Raw genomic sequence first — 22963 nt, forward strand, 5'->3', positions numbered from 1 at the left:
GGAACCTATGTTGGAAACCACGACTCGCGAACCCACCACGGTGGGAGAAGTCCTGCAGGAAGAATATTTAACGCCGTTAGGCATCGGCCAAGAAGAACTGGCAAAGGTATTGGGCGTCACCCGCGCCACCGTCAATCGCCTGTGCAACGGGCATCGACGCATGAGCGTTGCCGAGGCCAATCTGTTTGCCGATCTGTTCGAAACGACCGCCGACTTTTGGCTAAACCTGCAGGCGGCACACGATCGCTGGGAAGCCAGACAGGCCGATGCGCAGCGTGTGCGGCTGCGGCCAATCAAAGAAATACTGGGACGCAATATCACTCATGCATGACATCGAACTCGCCTACCTGCAAGGCTACCCGGCGCATCTGCAAAGCCAGGTGCAGCAATTGATCCACCAGAACCGGCTGGGAGACGTGCTGCTGCAGCGCTATCCGCAGGTGCACGACTGCACCACCGACAAATCGCTGTATCAGTTTACCGTCGATCTGAAAAACCAGTATCTGCGCAACGCCCAGCCGCTGAGCAAGGTAGCCTACGACAGCAAGATCCACGTCATGAAGCACGCGCTGGGCCTGCACACCGCCATCTCGCGCGTGCAGGGCGGCAAGCTGAAAGCCAAGGCGGAAATTCGCGTGGCGACGGTGTTCAAGGTCGCGCCCGAACCGTTCCTGCGCATGATCGTGGTGCATGAGCTGGCTCACCTGAAAGAGAAAGATCACAACAAGGCGTTCTACAGCCTGTGTTGCCATATGGAACCGGATTACCACCAGTTGGAGTTCGATACCCGGCTGTATCTGACGCACCTTTCGCTGTTCGGCGAGCTGTATGCATAGCGAATGAGGGCGTGATAATCTGCGGTTTTAAGCCTGGACCGGAGCTCGCCATGATTCGCTTTGCCGTCGTCGGCACCAACTGGATTACGGAACGTTTTATCGATGCCGCCCATGAAAGCGGCAAACTCAAGCTGAGCGCCGTGTATTCACGCTCCCTGGAACAGGCGCAGGCGTTTGGCGCCAACTATCAGGTCACGCAGTTTTTCGACTCGCTCGAGGCAATGGCCCAGTCCGATGCCATAGACGCGGTGTATATCGCCAGCCCCAACTCCCTGCACTGCCCGCAATCGCTGCTGTTCCTGCGCCATAAAAAGCACGTGATCTGCGAAAAACCGCTGGCCTCCAACCAGCGCGAAGCGGAACAGCTGGCGGCCTGCGCGCGGGAAAATCAGGTGGTGCTGTTCGAAGCGTTCAAAAGCGCCTATCTGCCGAATTTTCTGGCGCTGCAGCAGGCATTGCCGAAAGTCGGCCGGCTGCGCAAAGCCTTCATCAACTACTGCCAATACTCTTCGCGCTACCCGCGCTACCTGGCCGGCGAGAACCCCAACACGTTTAACCCGCAGTTCTCCAACGGCTCCATCATGGATATCGGCTACTACTGCCTGGCCAGCGCGGTGGCGCTGTTCGGCGCGCCGCAGTCGGTGCTCGCCAGCGCCACGCTGTTGGAGACCGGCGTGGACGCCCACGGCACCGTCTGCCTGAACTACGGCGATTTCGACGTCACGCTTTCCCATTCCAAGGTCAGCGACTCGGCGATCCCCAGCGAGATCCAGGGAGAGGAAGGCACGCTGATTATCGACAAGATTTCCGAGTGTCAGGGCGTGGCGCTGACGCCGCGCGGCGGCAACCGCCAGGATCTGAGCCAGCCGCAGCACATCAACACCATGCTGTATGAAGCGCTGGCCTTCGCCGAGCTGGTGGAAAATCACCGGGTGGAACATCCGGGGCTGGAGAATTCGCTGATCGTCGCCCGCCTGCTGATTGATATCCGCCGCCAGACCGGCGTCGTCTTCCCCGCCGACGGAGAATGAGATGAAACCGCTGCTCGTGATGCAAACCGGCGACGCGCCGCAGGCCATTCGTCAGGAATTGGCCAACTTTGATGGCATGTTCCTGCAACAGGGCAATATCGACGCCGAACGCGCGCACATCGTACACTTGCCCGCCGGCGAGCAGCCGTTGCCGCCGGCCGCCTATTGCGGCGTGGTCATCACCGGCTCGCCGGCGATGGTGACCGAACAGCTGCCGTGGAGCGAGGCTGCGGCCGAGTGGCTGCGCCAGGCTATGGCGATCAAACTGCCGCTGTTCGGCGTCTGCTACGGCCACCAGCTGTTGGCCTACGCGCTCGGCGGCGAAGTGGGCTACCACCCGCAGGGCATGGAGGTGGGCACGCTGGAGATCGAACTGCTGCCCGCCGCGGCCGAAGACCGGCGGCTCACCCTGCTGCCGCCGCGCTTCAAAGCCAACCTGATCCACTCGCAGAGCGTGCTGACGCCGCCCGCCGGCGCGCAGACGCTGGCGCGTTCGCAGCAGGACGCGCACCAGATCCTGCGCTATGGCGATCATGCCCTGACCACCCAGTTCCACCCGGAATTCAACGGCGCGGTGATGGGCCAGTATCTGCAGTGGCTCGGCGAGCTGCATCCCGAGCAGCAGGCCCGCTATCAGCAGCAACAACAACAGGTTAGCGACACGCCGTTCAGCCGCCTGCTGCTGCAGGGATTCGTCGTCAGCCTGGGCGCGCAAAAAGCGTTGGCCGGCTAACGCGATTCACGTTGACCGCCGACACATTTTGCATTACTTTCTGCTCTGCAAAGGGGAGTAACTTCATTGCCGGTCAATCGTCATTACGATGCGCAAGCATCCGGTTACCGGGCAACCTGATGTCAAAGGTGTAACCACCTTCATCAACGTTGTAAGTGAGACCTTGCCGGAAGGCGAGGTTTGCTTGCAGCGTTCACAGAGCGGCTGGCGTCTTCCGACGTTGGCCGTTTTTGTTTTTGAAGGATACCTCTGATGATGAATTCCGTTGGCACACCGTGGTTATGGGGCAGCTTCGCCGCCGTCATAGTCGTGATGCTCGCAATCGACCTCCTGTTGCAGGGCCGTAAAGGCGCGCACACCATGACCCTGAAGCAGGCCGCCAGTTGGTCGCTGGTGTGGGTCAGCCTCTCTCTGCTGTTCAATTTCGGTTTCTGGTACTACCTGAATGAAACCGCCGGGCGCGCCGTCGCCGATACCCAGGCGCTGGCCTTCCTGACCGGCTACCTGATCGAAAAAGCGCTGGCGGTGGATAACGTGTTCGTCTGGCTGATGCTGTTCAGCTACTTCGCCGTGCCGGCCAACCTGCAGCGGCGGGTGCTGATCTACGGCGTGTTGGGGGCGATCGTGCTGCGTACCATCATGATCTTCGCCGGCAGTTGGCTGGTCAGCCAGTTCCAGTGGCTGCTGTATCTGTTCGGCGCTTTCCTGCTGTTCACCGGTATCAAGATGGCGCTGGCGAAGGAAGACGACTCGGCAATCGGCGACAAGCCGCTGGTGAAATGGCTGCGCAGCCGCCTGCGCATGACCGACAGCCTGGAAGGCGAGCGTTTCTTCGTGCGCCGCAACGGCATCCTGTTCGCCACCCCGCTGGTGCTGGTGCTGATCCTGGTGGAACTGAGCGACGTGATTTTCGCGGTGGACAGCATCCCGGCGATTTTCGCCGTGACCACCGACCCGTTCATCGTGCTCACCTCTAACCTGTTCGCCATCATGGGCCTGCGCGCCATGTACTTCCTGCTGGCCAACGTGGCGGAACGTTTCTCGATGCTGAAATACGGCCTGTCGGTGATCCTGGTGTTTATCGGTATCAAGATGCTGATAATCGACTTCTTCCACATCCCGATCGGTATCTCGCTCGGCGTGGTGGCGGGCATCCTGACGCTCACCTTGCTGATCAACGCCTGGGTCAATCGCCGCAACGATCGCCTGGCGAAGAAATAACCATAATCTGTTATCCGGGGCGCTAGTCGCCCCGCGATTGTTTGGCAATTCCCCCAAAACGCCAAACGTTATTACGATCACACAAATGTAACCAGTATGTTATCAAGTGTTGATCCGCGCTCAGAATTTCACCCTCGCCTCTTTCCAACATCATTCGATTACTGAATACTGATTCGGCAAACACACTTAGTTACAGAATCATATAAAGCTGCCCGGCGTCGTTCCCGCCGCGGCGGCCAGATAACATCAGGAAGAGAAGCACTATGCAAAAACTACTACAAAGGATGACTCAGGGCAGCCTGGTTAAACAAATCATGGTCGGCCTGGTGGCCGGCATTCTGGTGGCGCTGGTTTCGCCGGCGGCCGCGGCGGCCGTCGGCCTGCTCGGCACCCTGTTCGTCGGCGCGCTGAAGGCGGTAGCGCCACTGCTGGTGCTGATACTGGTGATGGCCTCGATCGCCAACCATAAACAGGGGCAGAAAACCAACATTCGCCCCATCCTGTTCCTCTATCTGCTGGGCACCTTCGCTGCGGCGCTGGTGGCGGTCGTCGTCAGCTTTATCTTCCCTTCCACGCTGGCGCTGACCACCGGCGCAACAGACATCACCCCGCCAGGCGGCATCGTGGACGTGATGAAGGGCCTGTTGATGAGCGTGGTGGCCAACCCGTTCCATGCGCTGATTAACGCCAACTACATCGGCATTCTGGCGTGGGCCGTCGGGCTGGGGCTGGCGCTGCGCCACGCTTCCGAAACCACCAAGGGGCTGATCAACGACATGTCCCATGCGGTCACGCTGGTGGTGCGCGCGGTGATCCGCTGTGCGCCGCTCGGCATCTTCGGCCTGGTGGCCTCCACGCTGGCGGAAACCGGCTTCGGCGCGCTGTGGGGCTATGCGCAACTGCTGATGGTGTTAATCGGCTGCATGCTGCTGGTAGCGCTGGTGCTCAACCCGCTGATCGTGTACTGGAAGATCCGCCGCAACCCGTATCCGCTGGTGTTCGCCTGCCTGCGCGAGAGCGGCGTGACCGCCTTCTTCACCCGCAGCTCCGCCGCCAACATCCCGGTGAACATGGAGCTGTGCAAAAAGCTGAACCTGAATGAGGACACCTACTCGGTTTCCATCCCGCTGGGCGCCACCATCAACATGGCCGGCGCGGCGATCACCATCACCGTGCTGACGCTGGCGGCGGTAAACACGCTGGGCATCGCGGTGGACGTCCCGACTGCCCTGCTGCTGAGCGTGGTGGCCGCCCTGTGCGCCTGCGGCGCCTCCGGCGTGGCCGGCGGCTCGCTGCTGCTGATCCCGCTGGCGTGCAACATGTTCGGCATTCCGAATGACGTGGCGATGCAGGTGGTGGCGGTCGGCTTTATCATCGGCGTGCTGCAGGATTCGGCGGAAACCGCCCTCAACTCCTCCACCGACGTGCTGTTCACCGCCGCCGCCTGCCAGGCGGAAGACCAGCGGCTGGCGAACGAAGACCCGCTGAAGGTACGTTAATCGCGCGTTGCTTCATAAAAAGGCGCTCCCTCGAGCGCCTTTTTTGTCAGCTTTACAGCGTCACCCCGCTTTTAAAGATCGCCAGCTCGCGAAAGTCGTTGGTTTCATTACGCGCCGGACGCCCGTTGGCAATCTCGACAATCAGATCGATGAAGCGGCTGAGCAGCGTCTCCATCGCCACGCCGTGAACCAGGCTGCCGGCGTCAAAATCGATCCAGTGCGGTTTCTTCGCCGCCAGCTCGCTGTTGGTCGCCAGCTTCACCGTCGGCACAAAGCCGCCGTACGGCGTGCCGCGTCCGGTGCTGAACAGCACCATATGACAGCCGGCGCCGGCCAGCGCGCTGGTCGCCACCGCGTCGTTGCCCGGCGCGCTGAGCAGATTCAGCCCCGGCACGCGCAGCCGCTCGCCGTATTTCAGCACGTCCACCACCTGGCTTAGCCCCGCCTTTTGGGTGCAGCCAAGCGACTTCTCCTCCAGCGTGGTGATGCCGCCGGCCTTGTTGCCCGGCGACGGATTCTCATAAATCGGCTGCTGATGGGCGATGAAATAGCGTTTGAAATCGTTGATCATGTCGACGGTTTTGTCGAAGGTTTCTCCATCGCGGCAGCGGCTCATCAGAATGCGCTCGGCGCCGAACATCTCCGGCACTTCGGTCAGCACCGTGGTGCCGCCGTTGGCGATCGCATAGTCGGAAAACCGCCCCAGCAGTGGGTTGGCGGTAATGCCCGACAGCCCGTCCGAACCGCCGCATTCCAGGCCGAACTTCAGCTCGCTCAGGCGGCCCGGCTCGCGGCGATCGTGGCGCATCTCCCGATACAGCTCGTGCAACAGCGCCAGCCCGTCCTCCACTTCGTCGTCCTGCTGTTGGCACACCATAAAGCGCAGCCGCCGCTCGTCCCCTATCCCCAGCGTGGCGCGAAAGGCATCCACCTGATTGTTCTCACAACCCAGCCCGATCACCAGCACCGCGCCGGCGTTGGGATGGCGCGCCAGGTTTTGCAGCATGATGCGGGTGTTGGCATGATCCTGCCCCAGCTGCGAGCAGCCGAACGGGTGGCTGAACAGATGCACGCCGTCGATCCCGTCCGCCTGTGTTTGCTGCAAAAAGCGCTGCTGGATCTGGCGAGCGATACCGTTGACGCAGCCGACGGTCGGCACGATCCACAGCTCGTTGCGGATCCCCACTTCGCCGTTGGCCCGGCGGTACAGCTGCACCTCGCGATCCGCCGCCTGCGGCGGCAGCGTCGGGAACTGCGGCTGGTAACGGTAGCTGTCCAGATCGCTCAGGTTGGTTTTGACGTTTTGCGAATGAATATGCTCCCCAGGCGCAATAGCCGCGAGCGCATGGCCGATCGGCTGGCCATATTTGATGATGTCTTCACCCTCGGCGATCGGGCCGAGCGCAAATTTATGCCCACGCGCCACCGGCTGCGCCAGTTTGACGACCGCGCCTTCCAGCTCAACGCGCTCTCCGGCAGCCAGATCGCGCAGCGCCACCGCCACGTTATCCTGCTCGTGAATCTTTATCGTACTTTGCATAAACCGGTCCCGGATAACGGCTACGCCAGTTCAATGGCGAAATAGTTTTTGGCGTTGTCGAAGCAGATGTTTTTCACCATCTCGCCCAGCAGCGCGATATCCGCCGGCGCTTCGCCGTCCGCCACCCAGCGGCCGATCATCTGGCAAAGGATGCGGCGGAAGTATTCATGGCGCGTATAAGACAAGAAGCTGCGGCTGTCGGTCAGCATGCCGACGAAGCGGCTCAGCAGCCCGAGCTGGGCCAGCTGCGTCATTTGGCGCTGCATGCCGTCCTTCTGATCGTTGAACCACCAACCGGAGCCGAACTGCATCTTGCCCGGCGTGCCTTCCCCCTGAAAATTGCCGATCATGGTGCCGATCACTTCGTTATCGCGCGGATTGAGGCAATAGAGAATGGTTTTCGGCAGACCGCCCTGCCGCGCCTGAGCATCCAGCAGCCGCGACAGCGGTTCCGCCAGCGGCCGGTCGTTGATCGAGTCGAAGCCGATATCCGGCCCGACGGCGGCCAACATGCGGCTGTTGTTATTGCGCAGCGCGCCGATGTGATACTGCTGCACCCAGCCGCGACGCCGGTATTCGCCGGCCAAAAACAGCAGCACCGCGCTTTTGAACTGGGCGCTCTGTTCCGGCGTCGGCAGCTCGCCGTTCAGGCGGCGCAGCAGGATCGCATCCAGCGCCGCTTCATCGGCCTCGCCGAACACCACCACGTCCAGCGCATGATCGGCCACCTTGCAGCCGTGGGCGGCAAAGTGATCCATGCGCTTGTACAGGGCGTCGCACAGCGCGCTAAAGCGGCCGATAGCGGTGTCCGCCGCCGCCTCCAACTGCCGCAGATAGTCGTTGAAGCCGGGCGCATCGATGGTGAAAGCCTTGTCCGGCCGCCAGCTCGGCAGCACTTTGATAGCGAAACTGCGATCGTCGGCGATCGCCCTATGATGACGCAGATCGTCGATCGGATCGTCGGTGGTGCCGACCATTTTCACATTCATTTGCTGCATGATGCCGCGCGCGCGAAACGCATCCTGCGCCAGCAGCGCATTGCCGCGCTGCCAGATTTCATCCGCCGTGGCCGGCGACAACAGCATATCCGTGATGCCGAACGGGCGGCGCAGCTCCAGATGCGTCCAGTGATAGAGCGGGTTGCCGATGGTGTGCGGCACCGTGGCGGCCCAGGCGTCGAATTTCTCGCGATCGCCCGCATCGCCGGTGCATAACCGCTCCGCCACGCCGTTGGTGCGCATCGCCCGCCATTTGTAGTGATCGCCCCGCAGCCAGATATCGTACAGGTTGCTGAAGCGGGTATTCTCCGCGATCTGCTGCGGCGGCAAATGGCAGTGGTAATCGAAAATCGGCTGCTGCGCCGCGTAGTCGTGATACAAGCGCCGGGCAAATTCGCTGTCCAGCAGGAAATCTTCGCTCAAAAACGTCGCCATCTCGGGCTCCTTACTTGCCGTGCGGCACGGGGTTCGAATCACAAAAGTTATCACACCAATTTTTGCTAGCGTCCAGCAAATTTTTCCCGATGTCTGCCGTTCATCCTCTCTCTACGCCCTTTTTCGCTCAATTTACCGGCAAAAATGCCCTATTTCACCGGCCACAGTATCACTCAGGCGAATAATTCCTTTTGTGATATCACTCAACTTTTAAACCTGTATGACAGGTTATTGTCTCGCCAGCCGCATCGACGGCCACACCTTCAAACGGGGAGACACTTCGGATGCGTAAAATTAAAGGGTTACGCTGGTACATGATTGGACTGGTGACCATCGGCACCGTGCTGGGTTACCTGACCCGCAACGCCATCGCCGTGGCGGCGCCGACGCTGGAAGATACGCTGCACATCACCACCCAACAGTATTCCTATATCGTAGCCGCCTACTCCGCGTGCTACACCGTGATGCAACCGGTGGCGGGCTACGTGCTGGACGTGCTGGGCACCAAGGTCGGCTACGCCATGTTCGCCATTCTGTGGGCGCTGTTCTGCATGGGCACCGCGTTGGCCAACAGTTGGGGCGGGCTGGCGTTGGCGCGCGGTGCGGTCGGCATGGCGGAAGCGGCGATGATCCCCGCCGGGCTGAAGGCCAGCAGCGAATGGTTTCCGGCCAAAGAGCGTTCGATCGCCGTCGGCTATTTCAACGTGGGCTCGTCGATCGGCGGCATGATCGCCCCGCCGCTGGTGGTATGGGCCATCGTCGCGCACAGCTGGGAGATGGCGTTCATCATCACCGGCGTGCTGAGCCTGATCTGGGCCATCTGCTGGCTGCTGTTCTACAAACACCCGAAAGATCAGAAGAAACTGAGCCAGGAAGAACGCCGTTACATCCTCGAAGGCCAGGAAGCGCAGCACCAGACCTCTAACGCCAAAAAGATGTCCGCCTGGCAGATCGTGCGCAACCGCCAGTTCTGGGGCATCGCGCTGCCGCGCTTTCTGGCGGAGCCGGCGTGGGGCACCTTCAACGCCTGGATCCCGCTGTTCATGTTCAAGGCCTACGGTTTTAACCTGAAAGAGATCGCCATGTTCGCCTGGATGCCGATGCTGTTCGCCGATCTCGGCTGCATCGTCGGCGGTTATCTGCCGCCGCTGTTCCAGAAGTATTTCAAGGTCAACCTGATCGTCTCGCGCAAGCTGGTGGTGACGATGGGTGCGGTGTTGATGATCGGCCCCGGCATGATCGGCCTGTTCACCAGCCCTTACGCGGCTATCGCGCTGCTGTGCGTCGGCGGCTTCGCCCATCAGGCGCTGTCCGGCGCGTTGATCACCCTCTCTTCCGACGTGTTCGGCCGCAATGAGGTGGCGACCGCCAACGGGCTGACCGGTATGGCGGCCTGGACCGCCAGCACGCTGTTCGCCCTGGTGGTCGGCGCCCTGGCAGACACCCTCGGCTTCAGTCCGCTGTTCGCCGCGCTGTCGGTCTTCGACATTCTCGGCGCCATCGTCATCTGGACGGTGCTGCAAAACCGCCCGGCCGCCGACCCGCAGCCGGCCGCGCTGCAGCCCACCCCGGCGCGCAGCTGATCCCCCGCCCGGCCGCTGCGCCGGGCCCCTTGCTCCTCTGGCAGCGGTGCCGAATAAGTGGTATAACAAATCCGATGGCCACGCGCCCCTTCCCACCGCACCGTATAGAGCATTCACTATGGAATTCACTGAAACCAGACGCCTGTATCAGCAACTGGCCGCCAAGCTGAAGCAACGCATCGAAAGCGGCCGTTACCCGGTAGGCGACAAGCTGCCGGCCGAGCGATACATCGCCGAAGAGATGAATGTCAGCCGCACCGTGGTGCGCGAGGCGATCATCATGCTGGAAGTGGAAGGCTATGTGGACGTGCGCAAGGGATCCGGGATCCACGTGGTGTCCAACCAGCAAAAGCACCTGGTGGTGCCGGGCGACAGCATCGAGTTCGCCACCGCCGGCCCGTTTGAGCTGCTGCAGGCGCGCCAGCTGATAGAAAGCAACATCGCCGAATTCGCCGCCACCCAGGTGACCAAGCAGGATATCGTGCAACTGATGGAGATCCAGGAGCACGCCCGCAAAGAAGACCGTTTCCGCGACTCGCAGTGGGATCTGAAGTTCCACGTGCAGGTGGCGCTGGCCACCCAGAACACCGCCATGGCCACCATCGTGGAAAAAATGTGGGTGCAGCGGGTCAACAACCCTTACTGGAAGAAACTGCACGAGCATATCGACGAACGCTCGATCGCCAGCTGGTGCGACGATCACGATCAGATCCTCAAGGCGCTGATGCGCAAAGATCCTTACGCCGCCAAACTGGCCATGTGGCAGCACCTGGAGAACACCAAGCAGATGCTGTTCAACGCCACCAGCGACGACTTCGAATACAACGCCGACCGCTATCTGTTCGCCGAGAACCCGGTGGTGCATCTGGACGGCGTGAGCCACGAGCCGAAATAGCCACGGCGGTCAAAAACCGTCGGCTTATGTCAGGTAATGTAAAATCCGCTGAATCGATGCCGGAACCGCCGTTTGCCGTGTACTATTTCACCGTCGGCAACGTAGATTTCCCTGTTGCCAATCGTGCTATTTTGGTAGAGTTAGCCCACTTTTTTACCCATTGCTGCGGGGGCGGGACGCGAATAAATGCGCTGGTTGTTTGCCATGCTGATTGCTCTTTTCTGCTGGACCGGTTCGGTCTCCGGCCAACAGCTATGCGTGGCATCATCCAAGCCCACCCCCAGCGCGCTGAGCAGCCTGCCACTGCTGGCGGAGCCGGCGCTTTCCCCCTATGATCATGTGTATCGGGCGCCGGCCGAAGCGCGCCGCAAAGCGCCCGGCAAGTTGCCGCTGCTGCTGCCCAGAGCGTACTCTTTCCCCGGTTCGCTGCTCGCGTCCTCCCTGCCGGCGCCGGTCTATACCCTGGCCGCAGAGCCGGGCTACCGAATTCGTTTCCCCCGCCAGGACACCCCGGCCCCCAACCGGCTTGCCCAGGTCGACTGGATGCTGGACGCCTCCAGGCAACAAAGTCGGCAGGCCGGCTGGAAAGAAAGCAACATGCAGTACCGTGGCACGCTGACTTACCACCTATGACCGGTGTCGCACCGCTTAGAAACCTTAAAGCAACGCCGTTTCATCGTTATCAGCATTCAGGATCGCCGCGCGCTTTCAGCCCACGCCCGCTCCGCCGCTGAGATAAAAATAAACAATGACGTTTTAGGAACACCGGATGGACATCATTAAAGAACTGATACATGCCTTATGGCAGCAGGATTTTGAGACGCTGGCGAACCCTTCGTTGGTGTGGACCCTCTACATCCTGCTGTTCATGATCCTGTTTTTGGAAAACGGCCTGCTGCCGGCCGCTTTTCTGCCGGGCGACAGCCTGCTGATCCTGGTCGGCGTGCTGATCGCCAAAGGCACCATGGGCTTCCCATTGACCATCGTTATCCTAACCGTCGCCGCCAGCCTGGGGTGCTGGGTCAGTTACATACAGGGCCGATGGCTCGGCAATACGCGAACGGTGCAAGGCTGGCTTTCGCATCTGCCGGCCCATTACCATCAGCGTGCGCATAACCTGTTCCACCGCCACGGCCTTTCCGCCCTGTTGGTCGGCCGCTTCCTGGCCTTCGTGCGCACCCTGCTGCCAACCATCGCCGGCCTGTCCGGCCTGAGCAACGCACGCTTCCAGTTCTTCAACTGGATGAGCGGCCTGCTGTGGGTCTTGATCCTGACGACGCTGGGCTTCGCCCTCGGAAAAACCCCGGTATTCCGCAAGTATGAAGACCAGCTGATGTTCTGCCTGATGATGTTGCCGCTGGTGTTGCTGGTGGTCGGCCTGGTCGGCTCGCTGATCGTGCTGTGGCGCAAGAAACGCGCCAGCGGCCAGAACCCGGGGAAAGGGGCGTGACAGCAAAGCGCCCGCGCTGGCAATACGTCCTGATGATCGCGCTCGCCCTGCTGGCGCTGGCGACGCTGTTGGTGCCCTGCATGGTGCGCACCGAGAGCGAGCTGCGCATTCGCGCCAGCCAGCAAGGGCTGTCGCTGCCCGACGGTTTTTATGTCTACCAGCGCCTGGATGAGCGCGGTATCCGCATCAAAAGCATCACGCCGGAAGGCGATGGCTTGGTTATCCGTCTGGATTCGCCGGAGCAGCAGTTGCTGGCGCGCGAAGCGCTGCAAACCATCCTGCCTCCCGGTTATCACATCGCGCTGAGCGAATCTCCCGTGCCAACGCATTGGGTGCGCGAATTTGCGCGCTCCCCACTCAATCTGGGATAATCCCCTTCAAATGAAGGGGATTCCTTTCATTGCCGTTATCTTCATTTTCATTCGCATCATTTAGCTCAAAAAACAATCAGTCGCGCCGAATTTCGGCTGATTCTTTGGGGGCGCGCCGGTTTCATGGCTATGCTGAAGGATAACTTCAGCCGGCGATGAACGCCCTCCTCTCGCGCTGCCACCTCCGGCAGTCAGGAAAGCGGATGCCTGTTCAGGCATCCCATGAAAAGGAACTGAGAAATGAAATTTCGCCACTCACTGTTACTGCTGCTGCCACTCTGCGCGCTGCCGACGCTGTCCTCGGCCGCTGAGGGCGGCTGCGCCGCCAAAGCGCAAAATATCCAGCAGCAAATCGACTACGCGACTCAGCACGGCAACACCCACCGCGTGGATGGGCTGAAAAAAGCGCTGAGCGAAGTGCAGACCCACTGCACCGAAGCCGGCCTGCAGGCCGAACGCCAGAAAAATATCGCAGAGAAACAGCGCAAGGTGGACGAGCGCCGGGAAGAGCTGAAAGAAGCGCAACAAACCGGCAAGCTGGACAAGGTCGCCAAGAAGCAGCAAAAGCTGGCCGAAGCGCAGGCTGAATTGAAACGCGCCCAAGCGGAATAATTTTTTTACACCAGCGGATTTATCGATGAGAGCCCCATCACACGGGATTTCTTAAGCATATGGAATTGATGTCTGGTGTTATCTGCTGGTAATCACCCCTTTGCTCCGGCGAAAAAATCCGCTATGTTAAAAGTCTGTCGAAATAAACGTTAAGGAATAATCACATGGCACATGATTCAAATGCAGAAAACTTACGCGCTGAACTGAAGTCCTTAGCCGATACGCTGGAGGAAGTGCTGAACTCCTCCACCGACAAGCCGAAAGCCGAGCTGGAGAAGCTGCGCTCGAAGGCGGAGGGCGCGCTGAAAGAGACTCGCGCTCGCCTGAGCGACGCCGGTGACAAGCTGGCTTCGCAAACCAAACAGATCGCCGGCCAGGCCGACGACTATGTGCGCGACAACCCGTGGACCGGTATCGGTATCGGCGCGGCGGTCGGCGTGGTGTTGGGCGTGCTGCTCGCGCGTCGTTAATCATGGCTGAACAACCGCAAGTGCGCGCGCAGGGCCCCGCTAAAGGGGTCCTGGATATCGGTCAGCGCATCATCACGATCCTGGTCGGCATGGTGGAAACCCGTGTCCGGCTGGCGGTAGTCGAGCTGGAAGAGGAGAAAGCCAACCTCATTCAGCTGCTGATCATGGCCGGCATGACGCTGCTGTTCACCGCCTTCGGTTTGATGAGCCTGCTGATCCTGATCTTCTGGGTCATCGATCCGGTCTATCGGCTGGTGGCGCTGGGTGCGACAACCGGCGTGCTGCTGTTCCTCGCCGTAGTCGGCACCATCTGGACGCTGGTCAAGGCCCGTCGCACCACGCTGCTGGGCGCCACGCGCAAGCAACTGGAGCTCGATCGCGCCGAACTGGAGCGAGAGCCATGAGCCGCCGCCGCTATCTGGAATGGAAAAAAGAGAGGCTGATTCGGCAGATCCAGCAACAGCGTCTGGATCTGGCCGAAAACAAGTCCCTGTGGCTGGAAAAGACCGAACGCATCGACCGCGGCTGGCAAACGGTGTTTGGCCTGCGCCGCTATCTGGTGCTCGGTTCCAGCGTCATGGCGCTGTACGGCATCCGCCATCCCAGCAAGATGATCCGCTGGTCGCGTCGCGCTTTCGGCGCCTGGAGCGCTATCCGTCTGTTTAAAAAGACGTTTTCCGCCAAGTAAGCCGCTTGGTCTTTCCTTCAAACCTCCTGTTGCTCTGCCCGCATTTTCTCCCTTGATACAACGCGTCCAACCCCGGGGCCGGGCAACCTGCTGATCGGCGGCATTTTATTAGCACGCTAAAGATTCAGATTTTTTGAAAAATTACGACAGTTTTACTTGCTAACAACCTGAGCACTTCCCGCTTAACATTCACTCCATCAATACGATACGAGCCGGACAGGGCGAATGTCCTGATATACCGCTCGTTGACATGGCTTCCGCCGAACAGGCATACAAAAACACTTTGGAGTAGATGATGAAAAAATTAGAAGATACAGGTTTGTTGGTTGCTCGTATTCTGATGCCAATCCTGTTTATCGTGGCAGGCTACGGCAAAATGGGTGACGCCTACGCCGGTACCCAACAGTACATGCAATCGATGGGCGTGCCTGGCTTCTTGCTGCCGCTGACCATCCTGCTGGAATTTGGCGGCGGTCTGGCGATCCTGTTCGGTTTCCTGACCCGCACCGTGGCGCTGTTCACCGCCGGTTTCACCATCCTGACCGCGCTGCTGTTCCACACTGATTTTGCGAACGAAGTAAACCAGCTGATGTTCATGAAAAACCTGACCATCGCCGGCGGCTTCATCGTGTTGGCGGTCGCAGGCCCGGGCGGCTTCAGCATCGACCGTCTTCTGAACAAGAAATGGTAATCTAAACTGTCATTCAGGGCCCGGCATGCCGGGCCCTGTCGTTTTTTAACTCGGACACCAAGGAGATTCCCATGGGACAACTCGTCGATGGCGTTTGGCAAGACATCTGGTATGACACCAAATCTACCGGCGGCCGTTTCAAACGTTCAACCGCTCAGTTTCGCAATTGGGTGACCGCCGACGGTCAGCCGGGCGAACACGGCGTGGGCGGCTTCCAGGCCGAAGCGGGCCGTTATCACCTTTATGTTTCTCTCGCCTGCCCCTGGGCGCATCGCACGCTGCTGATGCGCAAACTGAAAGGGCTGGAGCAGATCATTCCGGTCTCGGTGGTGCACCCGCTGATGCTGGAAAACGGCTGGACCTTCGGCCAGGATTTTCCTGAAACCACCGGCGATCCGCTGTATCACGCCGACTTCCTGTACCAGATCTACCTGCGGGCCGATCCGCACTACAGCGGGCGCGTGACCGTACCGGTGCTGTGGGATAAACAGCGGCAAACCATCGTCAGCAACGAGTCCGCCGACATCATCCGCATGTTCAACAGCGCGTTTGACGGCGTCGGCGCTCGGGCAGGCGACTACTACCCGACCGCGCTGCGCGGCAAGATCGATGAGCTGAACGGTTGGATTTACGATCAAGTGAACAACGGCGTGTACAAGGCCGGTTTTGCCACCAGCCAGGAAGCCTATGACGAAGCGGTCAACGGGGTATTCAACGCGCTGGAACGCCTGGAGCAGATCCTGGGGCAGCATCGTTACCTGACCGGCGATCGGCTGACCGAAGCCGATCTGCGTCTGTGGACCACGCTGGTGCGTTTCGATCCGGTGTACGTCACCCACTTCAAGTGCGACAAACACCGCATCAGCGACTACCTCAATCTGTACGGCTTCCTGCGAGACATCTACCAGATGCCGGGCATCGCCGAGACGGTCAGCCTGCCGCACATTCGCAACCACTACTACCGCAGCCACGCCACCATCAACCCGCACGGCATCATTTCCATCGGGCCGGCGCAGGATCTGGACGAGCCGCACGGCCGCGACCAGCGCTTCGGTTAAGGTGAAAAAAATCCCCTTGCCGCCCGGCAAGGGGATGTCATCCAACCGATGTTAACGCTGCGCGAACAGGCGCGGAATCTCACGCAGGAACCAGGCTTTCGCCTCCCCCATGCTGTCGCGCCGCCAGGCCATGATGATGTCGGCTTCGCGGCTGTATTCCGGCCCGACCACGCGCAGCCGCCCGGCTTCGATATCTTTTTCCACCATCGGGTACGGCATGGTCGCCACCCCCAACCCGGCCAGCAGCGCCAGGCGTTTGTCTTCAATGGTGCTCACCGTCAGGCGCTGTTGTTTGTCCAGCAGCTGTACGGTCAATACCGGGCGCTCACGGGCGGTGTCGGCCACCGCAATGCCGCGGTACTTCACGCGGGTCACTTCGGAAAGCGGCTCCGGCTCCAGGTGGATCGGGTGATCCGGCGCGGCGACATAAACGCTCATCACCTTATACAGTTTGCGGGTGTTGATCTCCGACGACGCGCGGAAATGCATGTCCGGCGCGATCACGATGTCAGCACGCCCCTGCTCCAGCCGCTCCCAGGCGCCCGCCAGCACCTCGGTGAAAATGGACACCTGGGTGTTGGCCTTCAGCGCCAGCTTGTCAACCAGCGGGAACAGCAGGCTCGGTGGCGACAGCGCTTCACTGACGATAGTCAGGTGAGTTTCCCAACCGCGCGCCAACGCTTCGGCGTCGGTAGTCAGCTTATCGGCCGCCTCCAGCAGCACCCGACCGCGTTCCAGCAACATGCGCCCCACGTTGGTGAACTTGGTGCGGTGGCCCGAACGGTCGAACAGCACCACATCCAATTCTTCTTCCAATTTTTGCATGGTGTAGCTGAGTGCCGACGGCACCCGGCCCAATTCGTCGGCGGCCGCGGCGAAACTGCCGCGCCGGTCGATTGCATCCATCACCCTTAGTGCCTCAAGCGTGAGCGCCCGATCTCTGGCCATCGCATCCCTCTGTCAGGAAATTTGAATATGCCGACCAGATTAACTGGCTAACAATCCGACGTCCAGATGCTTACCATTTGGATAATGAATTTAGAGAGCCGATTGCCATGATTACATGCAGAACAGCACAACAATGCGGGCAAGCTGACTTTGGTTGGCTGCAGGCTCGCTACACCTTTTCCTTTGGTCACTACTTCGATCCCAAACTGATGGGCTACGCGTCGCTGCGGGTGCTGAATCAGGAGGTGCTGGCGCCGGGCGCGTCGTTCCAGCCGCGCACCTATCCCAACGTGGATATCCTGAACCTGATCCTGCAGGGCGAGGCGGAATACCGCGACAGCGACGGCAACACCACGCGCGTTAAAGCCGGCGAAGCGTTGCTGTTGGCCACCCACCCGGGCCTGAGCTACAGCGAGCAGAACGTCAGCAGTGATACGCCGCTCACCCGCCTGCAGCTGTGGCTGGACGCCTGCCCGGAACGCAGCAACGAACGGGTGCAGCGCCTGGCGCTGCCGGCGGCGGGCAGCCTGCTGTTGGCTTCGCCGGACGGCGCGCAGGGCAGCCTGCAGCTGCGTCAACAGGTCTGGATCCATCATCTCGATCTGCAGCCGGGCGAAGAACAAACGCTGACGATTAACGGGCCGCGCGCTTATCTGCAGTCGATACACGGCACCATCGCCGCCACCGGCGAGCGCCACGAGGAACAACGCCTGACCTGCGGCGACGGCGCCTTCGTGCGCGAGGAGAACCGCCTGACGATCCGCGCCGAGACGCCGCTGCGCGCGCTGCTGATTGATCTGCCGGTGTAAGCCGGCCGGAAAACGAAAAACCCCGCGCAACTCACGTTGCGCGGGGTTTTCTTTTGTCGAGGGAGTTGACCGGTAAGCCGGGTTCTGTCGTGGACAGTCATTCCTCTAGGCCAGCAATCGCTCACTGGCTCAAGCAGCCTACCCGGGTTCAGTACGGGCCGTACCATGTGAACCCCTATTTGGCCTTGCTCCGGGTGGAGTTTACCGTGCCACGAACTGTTGCCAGCCGCGCGGTGCGCTCTTACCGCACCCTTTCACCCTTACCTGATCCCGCTTGCGCGGGCCATCGGCGGTTTGCTCTCTGTTGCACTAGTCGTAGGCTTGCGCCTCCCAGGCGTTACCTGGCACCCTGCCCTATGGAGCCCGGACTTTCCTCCCCTCCATCTGTCTCCCCGAAGAGGACGGCAATGAAGCGGCGACTGTCTGGTCAACTCCGGCGCGGATAGTAGCGTCGCGGCGGCGGCAGGTCAACCGCTTTACGGCTGTTGTTGCTCCAGCGCGTGCTTATACAGCGCATTTTTCTTCACGCCGTGGATTTCCGCCGCCAGCGCCGCCGCCTTTTTCAACGGCAACTCTTTTTGCAGCAGCGCCAGCGTGCGCAGCGCCTCAAGCGGCAGCGCATCCTCCTGCGCCTTGTGGCCTTCGACGATCAGCACCATTTCGCCGCGGCGGCGCACTTCATCTTCCTGCACCCACGCCAGCAGCTCGCCCACCGGCGCGCCGTGGATAGATTCCCAGGTTTTGGTCAGCTCGCGCGCCAGCACGACATAACGCTGCGGGCCCCAAACGGTGACCATGTCCTGCAGACTTTCCAACAGGCGGTGAGTGGATTCGTAGAAAATCAGCGTGCGCGGTTCCTCCGCCAGCGCCATCAGCGTATCCTTGCGCCCCTTGGTTTTCGCCGGCAGAAAACCTTCGTAGCAGAAACGGTCGGAAGCGACGCCCGCGGCGCACAGCGCGGTAGTGGCGGCGCAGGCGCCCGGCAGCGGCACCACGCGAATGCCGGCCTCGCGGCAGCGGCGCACCAGGTGATAACCGGGATCGTTGATCAGCGGCGTGCCGGCGTCGGAAACCAGCGCGATGCTCTGGCCTTCCTGCAGTTTCGCCAGCAGCTGATCGGCCTTTTGCTGTTCGTTGTGGTCGTGCAGCGCGAACAGACGCGCGTTGATCGCGAAGTGTTGCAGCAGCAATCCGGTATGGCGCGTGTCTTCCGCCGCGATCAGATCAACGCTTTTCAGTACCTCTAACGCGCGGTGGGTAATATCGCCCAGATTGCCGATTGGGGTGGGCACCACATACAGCGTTGATGCAGAAATGACTGATTGTTGGTGTTGATTCATTGTTTCATCCGGGTTGCCGATTTAATATTGAGCATCTTGAAAAAAACATCACTGGATACAGTATGCTTTCCTCAACATTCGTTCGTACCAAAGCAGGGCGTTCCAAGCCTGTCCGACTTACCGCAGTCATCGCGGCCGCCCTTTTCCTGGCAGGCTGTCCGAGTCGGGCCCCGCAAACGCCGCCCGCCAATATACAGGACGAAGCGAGCGCCAGCTCCGATTACTACCTGCAGCAGTTGCAGCAAAGCAGCGATGATAACAAGGCTGACTGGCAATTACTTGCTATTCGCGCCTTGCTGCGTGAAGGAAAACTGCCGCAGGCCGGCGACCAGTTGAATCAGCTGCCGAAAAACCTCAGCGGCGCACAGCAGACCGAACGCCAGTTGCTGACCGCCGAACTGCAGATCGCCAACAAGAGCTACGTCAGCGCCCGCAGCACGCTGGGCCACCTGGACAGCGGTGCGCTGTCGCCGAATCAAAAGGTGCGCTACTACCAGGCGCAGATCGCCGCCAACCAGGGCAAAGCATCGCTGCCGCTGATCCGCGCCTATATCGCTCAGGAGCCGTTGCTGACCGGCAAGGCGCACCAGGACAATCTGGATCAAACCTGGCAGGCCCTGCTGCAGCTGACGCCGCAGGAGATGAACAGCCTGGTGATCAACGCCGACGAGAACGTGCTGCAAGGCTGGCTGGATCTGCTGCGCGTCTATCAGGACAACAAGCAGGATCCCGATCTGCTGAAGGCCGGCATCAAAGACTGGCAGAACCGTTATCCGAAGAACCCGGCGGCCAAAACGCTGCCGGCTCGCCTGAATCAGGTGCTGAACTTCACCCAGGCCTCCACCTCGAAAATCGCCCTGCTGCTACCGTTGAACGGCCAGGCGAAAGTGTTCGCCGACGCCATCCAGCAAGGGTTCGAAGCGGCGAAAAACGGCGGTTCCCTGCCGGCGCCGCAGCCTCAAGCCGCGCAACCGGCCGGCGCGCCGGCCCAAACGGCGCCGGCCGATCAGGCCGCTGCCGGTGACATCAACGCCAACGGCGCGGTCAGCCCTTCGGCGCAAGAGAGCCAGCCGGCCGTGACCGCCGCGCAACCCGCTACGCCGTCCAGCGCGCCGATAACGCCGCTGCAGGCCGCTAATGCGCAGGTCAAAGTGTACGACACCACCAGCCAGCCGCTGGCCGCCTTGCTGAGCCAGGCGCAGCAGGATGGCGCCACTCTGGTGGTCGGGCCGCTGCTGAAAGAGAACGTCGATCAGCTGTCCGCCAGCACCACCACGCTGAACGTGCTGGCGCTCAACCAGCCCGAAACGCCGAAGGACAATCTGAACATCTGTTACTTCGCCCTGTCGCCGGAAGATGAAGCGCGCGACGCCGCCCGCCACATCTGGGAACAACAGAAGCGTCAACCGCTGCTGCTGGTGCCGCGCGGCGCCTTCGGCGATCGCGTCGCCAAGGCCTTTAACCAGGAATGGCAGAAGCAAGGTGGACAAACCGTGCTGCGTCAGGACATCGGCTCCGCCGGTGAACTGCGCCAGATGGTGAACAGCGGCGGCATCCGCATGACCGGCACTCCGATGTCGAGCGCCCCGGCGCCGCAGAGCGTGACCATCGCCGGGCTGACCATTCCGGCGCCGCCGAGCGACGTACCCGCCGCTACCGGCGGCAGCGTCGACGCGGTGTATATCGTCGCTACCCAGTCCCAACTGACGCTGATCAAACCGATGATCGACATGGCCACCAGCTCGCGCGGCAAACCGGCGATGTACGCCAGCTCGCGCAGCTACCAGGCCGGCGCCGGCCCGGACTTCCGTCTGGAAATGGAAGGTCTGCAGTTCAGCGATATCCCTCTGCTGGCGGGCTCAAACCCTCAGCTGTTGCAGCAGGCCAGCGCACGTTTCCGCAACGATTACTCGCTGGTGCGCCTGTATGCGATGGGGATGGATGCCTGGACATTGGCCAACCACTTTGCTGAAATGCGCCAGCTGCCGGGCTTCCAGGTTTCCGGCACCACCGGCACGCTGAGCGCGTCGCCGAACTGCGTGATCAACCGCAAGCTGCCTTGGCTGCAATATCGTCAGGGTACGGTCGTGCCGGTCTCTTGAACCCACGCGCCGCCGGGGCGGGCTATGAGTTACTGGCCCGCCGTCATCTGGAACGCGCCGGGCTCACCTTCTGCGCCGCCAACGTTGCGGTGCGCGGCGGTGAGCTCGACCTCATCATGCGCGACGGCGCCACCTGGGTGTTCGTCGAAGTGCGCTACCGCCGCAACGACGCCTTCGGCGGCGCGGCCGCCAGCGTTACCTCTCGCAAACAACAGCGGTTGCTGCACGCCGCCGCCGTCTGGCTGGCGGGGCGCGGCGCCAGTTTTGACACATCATCTTGCCGTTTTGATGTTTTGGCCATTACCGGTAGCCAGTTAGAATGGATACCCAACGCCTTCAATGCGGATTAATTGGGGTTTTGCGGCGCAGACCGGCCCTTTGACTTAGTGGATTAATACAACGTGCTGGATAGAATTAAAGTCTGTTTTACCGAAAGCATCCAAACCCAGATCGCGGCGGCGGAAGCACTGCCGGATGCCATTTCCCGCGCTGCGATGACGCTGGTTCAATCCTTACTCAACGGCAACAAAATCCTGTGCTGCGGCAACGGCACTTCGGCCGCCAACGCCCAGCACTTCGCCGCCAGCATGATCAACCGTTTTGAAACCGAGCGCCCCAGCCTGCCTGCCATCGCGCTCAACGCCGACAACGTGGTGCTGACGGCGATCAGCAACGATCGGCTGCACGACGAAGTGTACGCCAAGCAGGTGCGCGCGCTCGGGCACACCGGCGACGTGCTGCTGGCGATTTCCACCCGCGGCAACAGCCGTGATATTGTGAAAGCGGTCGAAGCGGCCGTCACGCGCGATATGACCATCGTCGCGCTCACCGGCTACGACGGCGGCGAGCTGGCCGGGTTGCTCGGCCAACAGGATGTCGAGATCCGCATCCCGTCGCACCGCAGTTCGCGCATTCAGGAAATGCATATGCTGACCGTAAACTGCCTGTGCGACCTGATAGACAATACGTTATTCCCCCACCAGGACGATTAAGGAACTGAGATGAAGCTAAAAGCCACATTTGCAGTGCTGTCCAGCGCCCTGCTGTTGCAAGGCTGTATCGCCGGCGTCGTCGTCGGCAGTGCGGCCGTCGCCACCAAAACCGCCACCGACCCGCGCAGCGTAGGGACCCAGGTGGATGACGGCACGCTGGAAGCCAGGGTAGAAAGCGCCCTGAGCAAAGACCAGCAGTTGAAGAAAGAGGCCCGGGTGGTCGCCACCGCCTATCAGGGCAAGGTGCTGTTGACCGGCCAGTCGCCTAACGCCGATCTCACCGCGCGCGCCAAGCAGATCGCCATGGGCGTGGAAGGCACGACCGAAGTGTATAACGAAATTCGCCAGGGCACGCCTGTCAGCCTGAGCACCGCGTCCTCCGACACCTGGATCACCACCAAAGTGCGTTCGCAGCTGTTGACCAGCGATACGGTGAAATCGTCCAACGTGAAAGTCACCACCGAAAACGGCGAAGTGTTCTTGCTGGGCCTGGTCACTCAGCAGGAAGGACAGTCGGCGGCGCAGATCGCCAGCCAGGTCAGCGGCGTGAAGCACGTCACCACCGCCTTTACCTATGTGAAATGATCCTTCAGGCAAGGGGGCTTCCCCTTGCCGCTTTTCTGTACGCTTCCCGCTGTTTTACCCTGGTTTAATGAGCCGC

Annotated in this window: 26 protein-coding genes and 1 other RNA gene; 22 read left to right on the forward strand and 5 right to left on the reverse strand. The window is 61.0% G+C overall.

The annotated features are described in order from the left end of the window. Nucleotides 1-7 precede the first annotated feature (7 nt). The 6 genes from ACJ8IP_RS17665 to sstT all read left to right on the forward strand — a co-directional run bounded on the left by ACJ8IP_RS17665 (nucleotide 8) and on the right by sstT (nucleotide 5320). Nucleotides 8-331, forward strand: a complete 324-nt coding sequence (locus ACJ8IP_RS17665; protein ID WP_015379150.1) for a HigA family addiction module antitoxin — start codon at nucleotides 8-10, stop codon at nucleotides 329-331. After that, nucleotides 324-836, forward strand: a complete 513-nt coding sequence (locus ACJ8IP_RS17670) for a M48 metallopeptidase family protein (RefSeq protein WP_042785417.1) — start codon at nucleotides 324-326, stop codon at nucleotides 834-836. Before ACJ8IP_RS17665 ends, ACJ8IP_RS17670 begins: the two co-directional genes overlap by 8 nt. 50 nt (nucleotides 837-886) lie before the next feature. Then, nucleotides 887-1867: a Gfo/Idh/MocA family protein gene (locus tag ACJ8IP_RS17675; protein ID WP_164106519.1), complete on the forward strand. Its 981-nt coding sequence runs from the start codon at nucleotides 887-889 to the stop codon at nucleotides 1865-1867. 1 nt (nucleotide 1868) lies between these two features. Continuing rightward, a complete protein-coding gene (locus tag ACJ8IP_RS17680) occupies nucleotides 1869-2600 on the forward strand; it encodes a glutamine amidotransferase (RefSeq protein WP_096242615.1) in 732 nt (243 codons plus the stop codon). Nucleotides 2601-2852: 252 nt separating this feature from the next. Then, the gene (locus ACJ8IP_RS17685) at nucleotides 2853-3821 is read left to right on the forward strand and encodes a TerC family protein (protein ID WP_025304345.1); all 969 of its coding nucleotides are present in this window, start codon (nucleotides 2853-2855) and stop codon (nucleotides 3819-3821) included. Nucleotides 3822-4084: 263 nt separating this feature from the next. Continuing rightward, a complete protein-coding gene (sstT, locus tag ACJ8IP_RS17690) occupies nucleotides 4085-5320 on the forward strand; it encodes a serine/threonine transporter SstT (RefSeq protein WP_028128305.1) in 1236 nt (411 codons plus the stop codon). A 52-nt stretch (nucleotides 5321-5372) separates the two neighbouring features. Here sstT and ACJ8IP_RS17695 read toward each other — a convergent pair whose 3' ends face one another. Both ACJ8IP_RS17695 and uxaC read right to left on the reverse strand, forming a co-directional pair. Next, nucleotides 5373-6860, reverse strand: a complete 1488-nt coding sequence (locus tag ACJ8IP_RS17695) for a UxaA family hydrolase (protein ID WP_164106521.1) — start codon at nucleotides 6858-6860, stop codon at nucleotides 5373-5375. Nucleotides 6861-6880: 20 nt separating this feature from the next. Then, on the reverse strand, nucleotides 6881-8293 hold the full coding sequence (uxaC, locus tag ACJ8IP_RS17700) for a glucuronate isomerase (RefSeq protein WP_033644528.1): 1413 nt from the start codon (nucleotides 8291-8293) through the stop codon (nucleotides 6881-6883). A 284-nt stretch (nucleotides 8294-8577) separates the two neighbouring features. Here uxaC and ACJ8IP_RS17705 point away from each other — a divergent pair, with 284 nt between their 5' ends. The 11 genes from ACJ8IP_RS17705 to ACJ8IP_RS17755 all read left to right on the forward strand — a co-directional run bounded on the left by ACJ8IP_RS17705 (nucleotide 8578) and on the right by ACJ8IP_RS17755 (nucleotide 16111). Continuing rightward, entirely contained in the window at nucleotides 8578-9876 is a 1299-nt protein-coding gene (locus ACJ8IP_RS17705; protein WP_072626935.1) for an MFS transporter, read from the forward strand. Nucleotides 9877-9994: 118 nt separating this feature from the next. Beyond that, on the forward strand, nucleotides 9995-10771 hold the full coding sequence (exuR, locus tag ACJ8IP_RS17710; protein ID WP_163966422.1) for a transcriptional regulator ExuR: 777 nt from the start codon (nucleotides 9995-9997) through the stop codon (nucleotides 10769-10771). Between the two features lie 186 nt (nucleotides 10772-10957). Continuing rightward, nucleotides 10958-11404 (forward strand): hypothetical protein, encoded by a 447-nt coding sequence (locus tag ACJ8IP_RS17715; RefSeq protein ID WP_033644524.1) that lies wholly within the window; start codon nucleotides 10958-10960, stop codon nucleotides 11402-11404. A 136-nt stretch (nucleotides 11405-11540) separates the two neighbouring features. Further along, nucleotides 11541-12221, forward strand: coding sequence for a DedA family protein (locus tag ACJ8IP_RS17720; protein ID WP_033644523.1), 681 nt, complete (start codon nucleotides 11541-11543; stop codon nucleotides 12219-12221). Beyond that, on the forward strand, nucleotides 12218-12592 hold the full coding sequence (mzrA, locus tag ACJ8IP_RS17725) for an EnvZ/OmpR regulon moderator MzrA (RefSeq protein WP_071845111.1): 375 nt from the start codon (nucleotides 12218-12220) through the stop codon (nucleotides 12590-12592). The genes ACJ8IP_RS17720 and mzrA overlap by 4 nt, the downstream gene beginning before the upstream one ends. 240 nt (nucleotides 12593-12832) lie before the next feature. Continuing rightward, nucleotides 12833-13204, forward strand: a complete 372-nt coding sequence (locus tag ACJ8IP_RS17730) for a DUF1090 domain-containing protein (protein WP_033644521.1) — start codon at nucleotides 12833-12835, stop codon at nucleotides 13202-13204. A 164-nt stretch (nucleotides 13205-13368) separates the two neighbouring features. Beyond that, nucleotides 13369-13674, forward strand: a complete 306-nt coding sequence (locus tag ACJ8IP_RS17735) for a DUF883 family protein (protein ID WP_004937125.1) — start codon at nucleotides 13369-13371, stop codon at nucleotides 13672-13674. A gap of 2 nt (nucleotides 13675-13676) precedes the next feature. Beyond that, on the forward strand, nucleotides 13677-14078 hold the full coding sequence (locus ACJ8IP_RS17740; protein WP_164106524.1) for a phage holin family protein: 402 nt from the start codon (nucleotides 13677-13679) through the stop codon (nucleotides 14076-14078). Continuing rightward, nucleotides 14075-14362: a YqjK-like family protein gene (locus ACJ8IP_RS17745; protein WP_033644520.1), complete on the forward strand. Its 288-nt coding sequence runs from the start codon at nucleotides 14075-14077 to the stop codon at nucleotides 14360-14362. The genes ACJ8IP_RS17740 and ACJ8IP_RS17745 overlap by 4 nt, the downstream gene beginning before the upstream one ends. Nucleotides 14363-14657: 295 nt before the next feature. Next, nucleotides 14658-15053: a DoxX family protein gene (locus ACJ8IP_RS17750; protein ID WP_033644519.1), complete on the forward strand. Its 396-nt coding sequence runs from the start codon at nucleotides 14658-14660 to the stop codon at nucleotides 15051-15053. A 71-nt stretch (nucleotides 15054-15124) separates the two neighbouring features. Continuing rightward, nucleotides 15125-16111 carry a glutathione S-transferase family protein gene (locus ACJ8IP_RS17755; RefSeq protein ID WP_033651262.1) on the forward strand — a complete coding sequence of 329 codons (987 nt, stop codon included), beginning with the start codon at nucleotides 15125-15127 and terminating at the stop codon, nucleotides 16109-16111. Nucleotides 16112-16162: 51 nt separating this feature from the next. Here the strand turns inward: ACJ8IP_RS17755 and ACJ8IP_RS17760 are convergent, their stop codons facing one another. After that, nucleotides 16163-17059, reverse strand: coding sequence for a LysR family transcriptional regulator (locus ACJ8IP_RS17760; RefSeq protein WP_025304355.1), 897 nt, complete (start codon nucleotides 17057-17059; stop codon nucleotides 16163-16165). Nucleotides 17060-17166: 107 nt separating this feature from the next. On the opposite strand from ACJ8IP_RS17760, the gene ACJ8IP_RS17765 reads away from it, so the two are divergent. Next, on the forward strand, nucleotides 17167-17868 hold the full coding sequence (locus ACJ8IP_RS17765; protein ID WP_033651261.1) for a pirin family protein: 702 nt from the start codon (nucleotides 17167-17169) through the stop codon (nucleotides 17866-17868). A gap of 57 nt (nucleotides 17869-17925) precedes the next feature. On the opposite strand, the gene rnpB is transcribed toward ACJ8IP_RS17765, so the two are convergent. Beyond that, nucleotides 17926-18303, reverse strand: an RNA gene (gene rnpB / locus ACJ8IP_RS17770) — RNase P RNA component class A. A gap of 41 nt (nucleotides 18304-18344) precedes the next feature. Continuing rightward, the gene (gene rsmI / locus ACJ8IP_RS17775) at nucleotides 18345-19208 is read right to left on the reverse strand and encodes a 16S rRNA (cytidine(1402)-2'-O)-methyltransferase (protein WP_004937108.1); all 864 of its coding nucleotides are present in this window, start codon (nucleotides 19206-19208) and stop codon (nucleotides 18345-18347) included. Between the two features lie 62 nt (nucleotides 19209-19270). Between rsmI and ACJ8IP_RS17780 the strand changes: the two genes are divergently transcribed. The 4 genes from ACJ8IP_RS17780 to dolP are packed head-to-tail and all read left to right on the forward strand — an operon-like array spanning nucleotide 19271 to nucleotide 22887. Beyond that, nucleotides 19271-21310 (forward strand): penicillin-binding protein activator, encoded by a 2040-nt coding sequence (locus tag ACJ8IP_RS17780; RefSeq protein WP_033651260.1) that lies wholly within the window; start codon nucleotides 19271-19273, stop codon nucleotides 21308-21310. Next, nucleotides 21307-21660 (forward strand): YraN family protein, encoded by a 354-nt coding sequence (locus ACJ8IP_RS17785; protein WP_089192279.1) that lies wholly within the window; start codon nucleotides 21307-21309, stop codon nucleotides 21658-21660. The genes ACJ8IP_RS17780 and ACJ8IP_RS17785 overlap by 4 nt, the downstream gene beginning before the upstream one ends. 51 nt (nucleotides 21661-21711) lie before the next feature. Then, nucleotides 21712-22302 carry a DnaA initiator-associating protein DiaA gene (diaA, locus tag ACJ8IP_RS17790; RefSeq protein ID WP_004937103.1) on the forward strand — a complete coding sequence of 197 codons (591 nt, stop codon included), beginning with the start codon at nucleotides 21712-21714 and terminating at the stop codon, nucleotides 22300-22302. A 9-nt stretch (nucleotides 22303-22311) separates the two neighbouring features. Continuing rightward, the gene (dolP, locus tag ACJ8IP_RS17795) at nucleotides 22312-22887 is read left to right on the forward strand and encodes a division/outer membrane stress-associated lipid-binding lipoprotein (RefSeq protein WP_021505102.1); all 576 of its coding nucleotides are present in this window, start codon (nucleotides 22312-22314) and stop codon (nucleotides 22885-22887) included. Nucleotides 22888-22963 lie beyond the last annotated feature (76 nt).

It is taken from the genome of Serratia sp. CY52157 (assembly GCF_052168495.1).
Lineage (GTDB): Bacteria > Pseudomonadota > Gammaproteobacteria > Enterobacterales > Enterobacteriaceae > Serratia > Serratia ureilytica.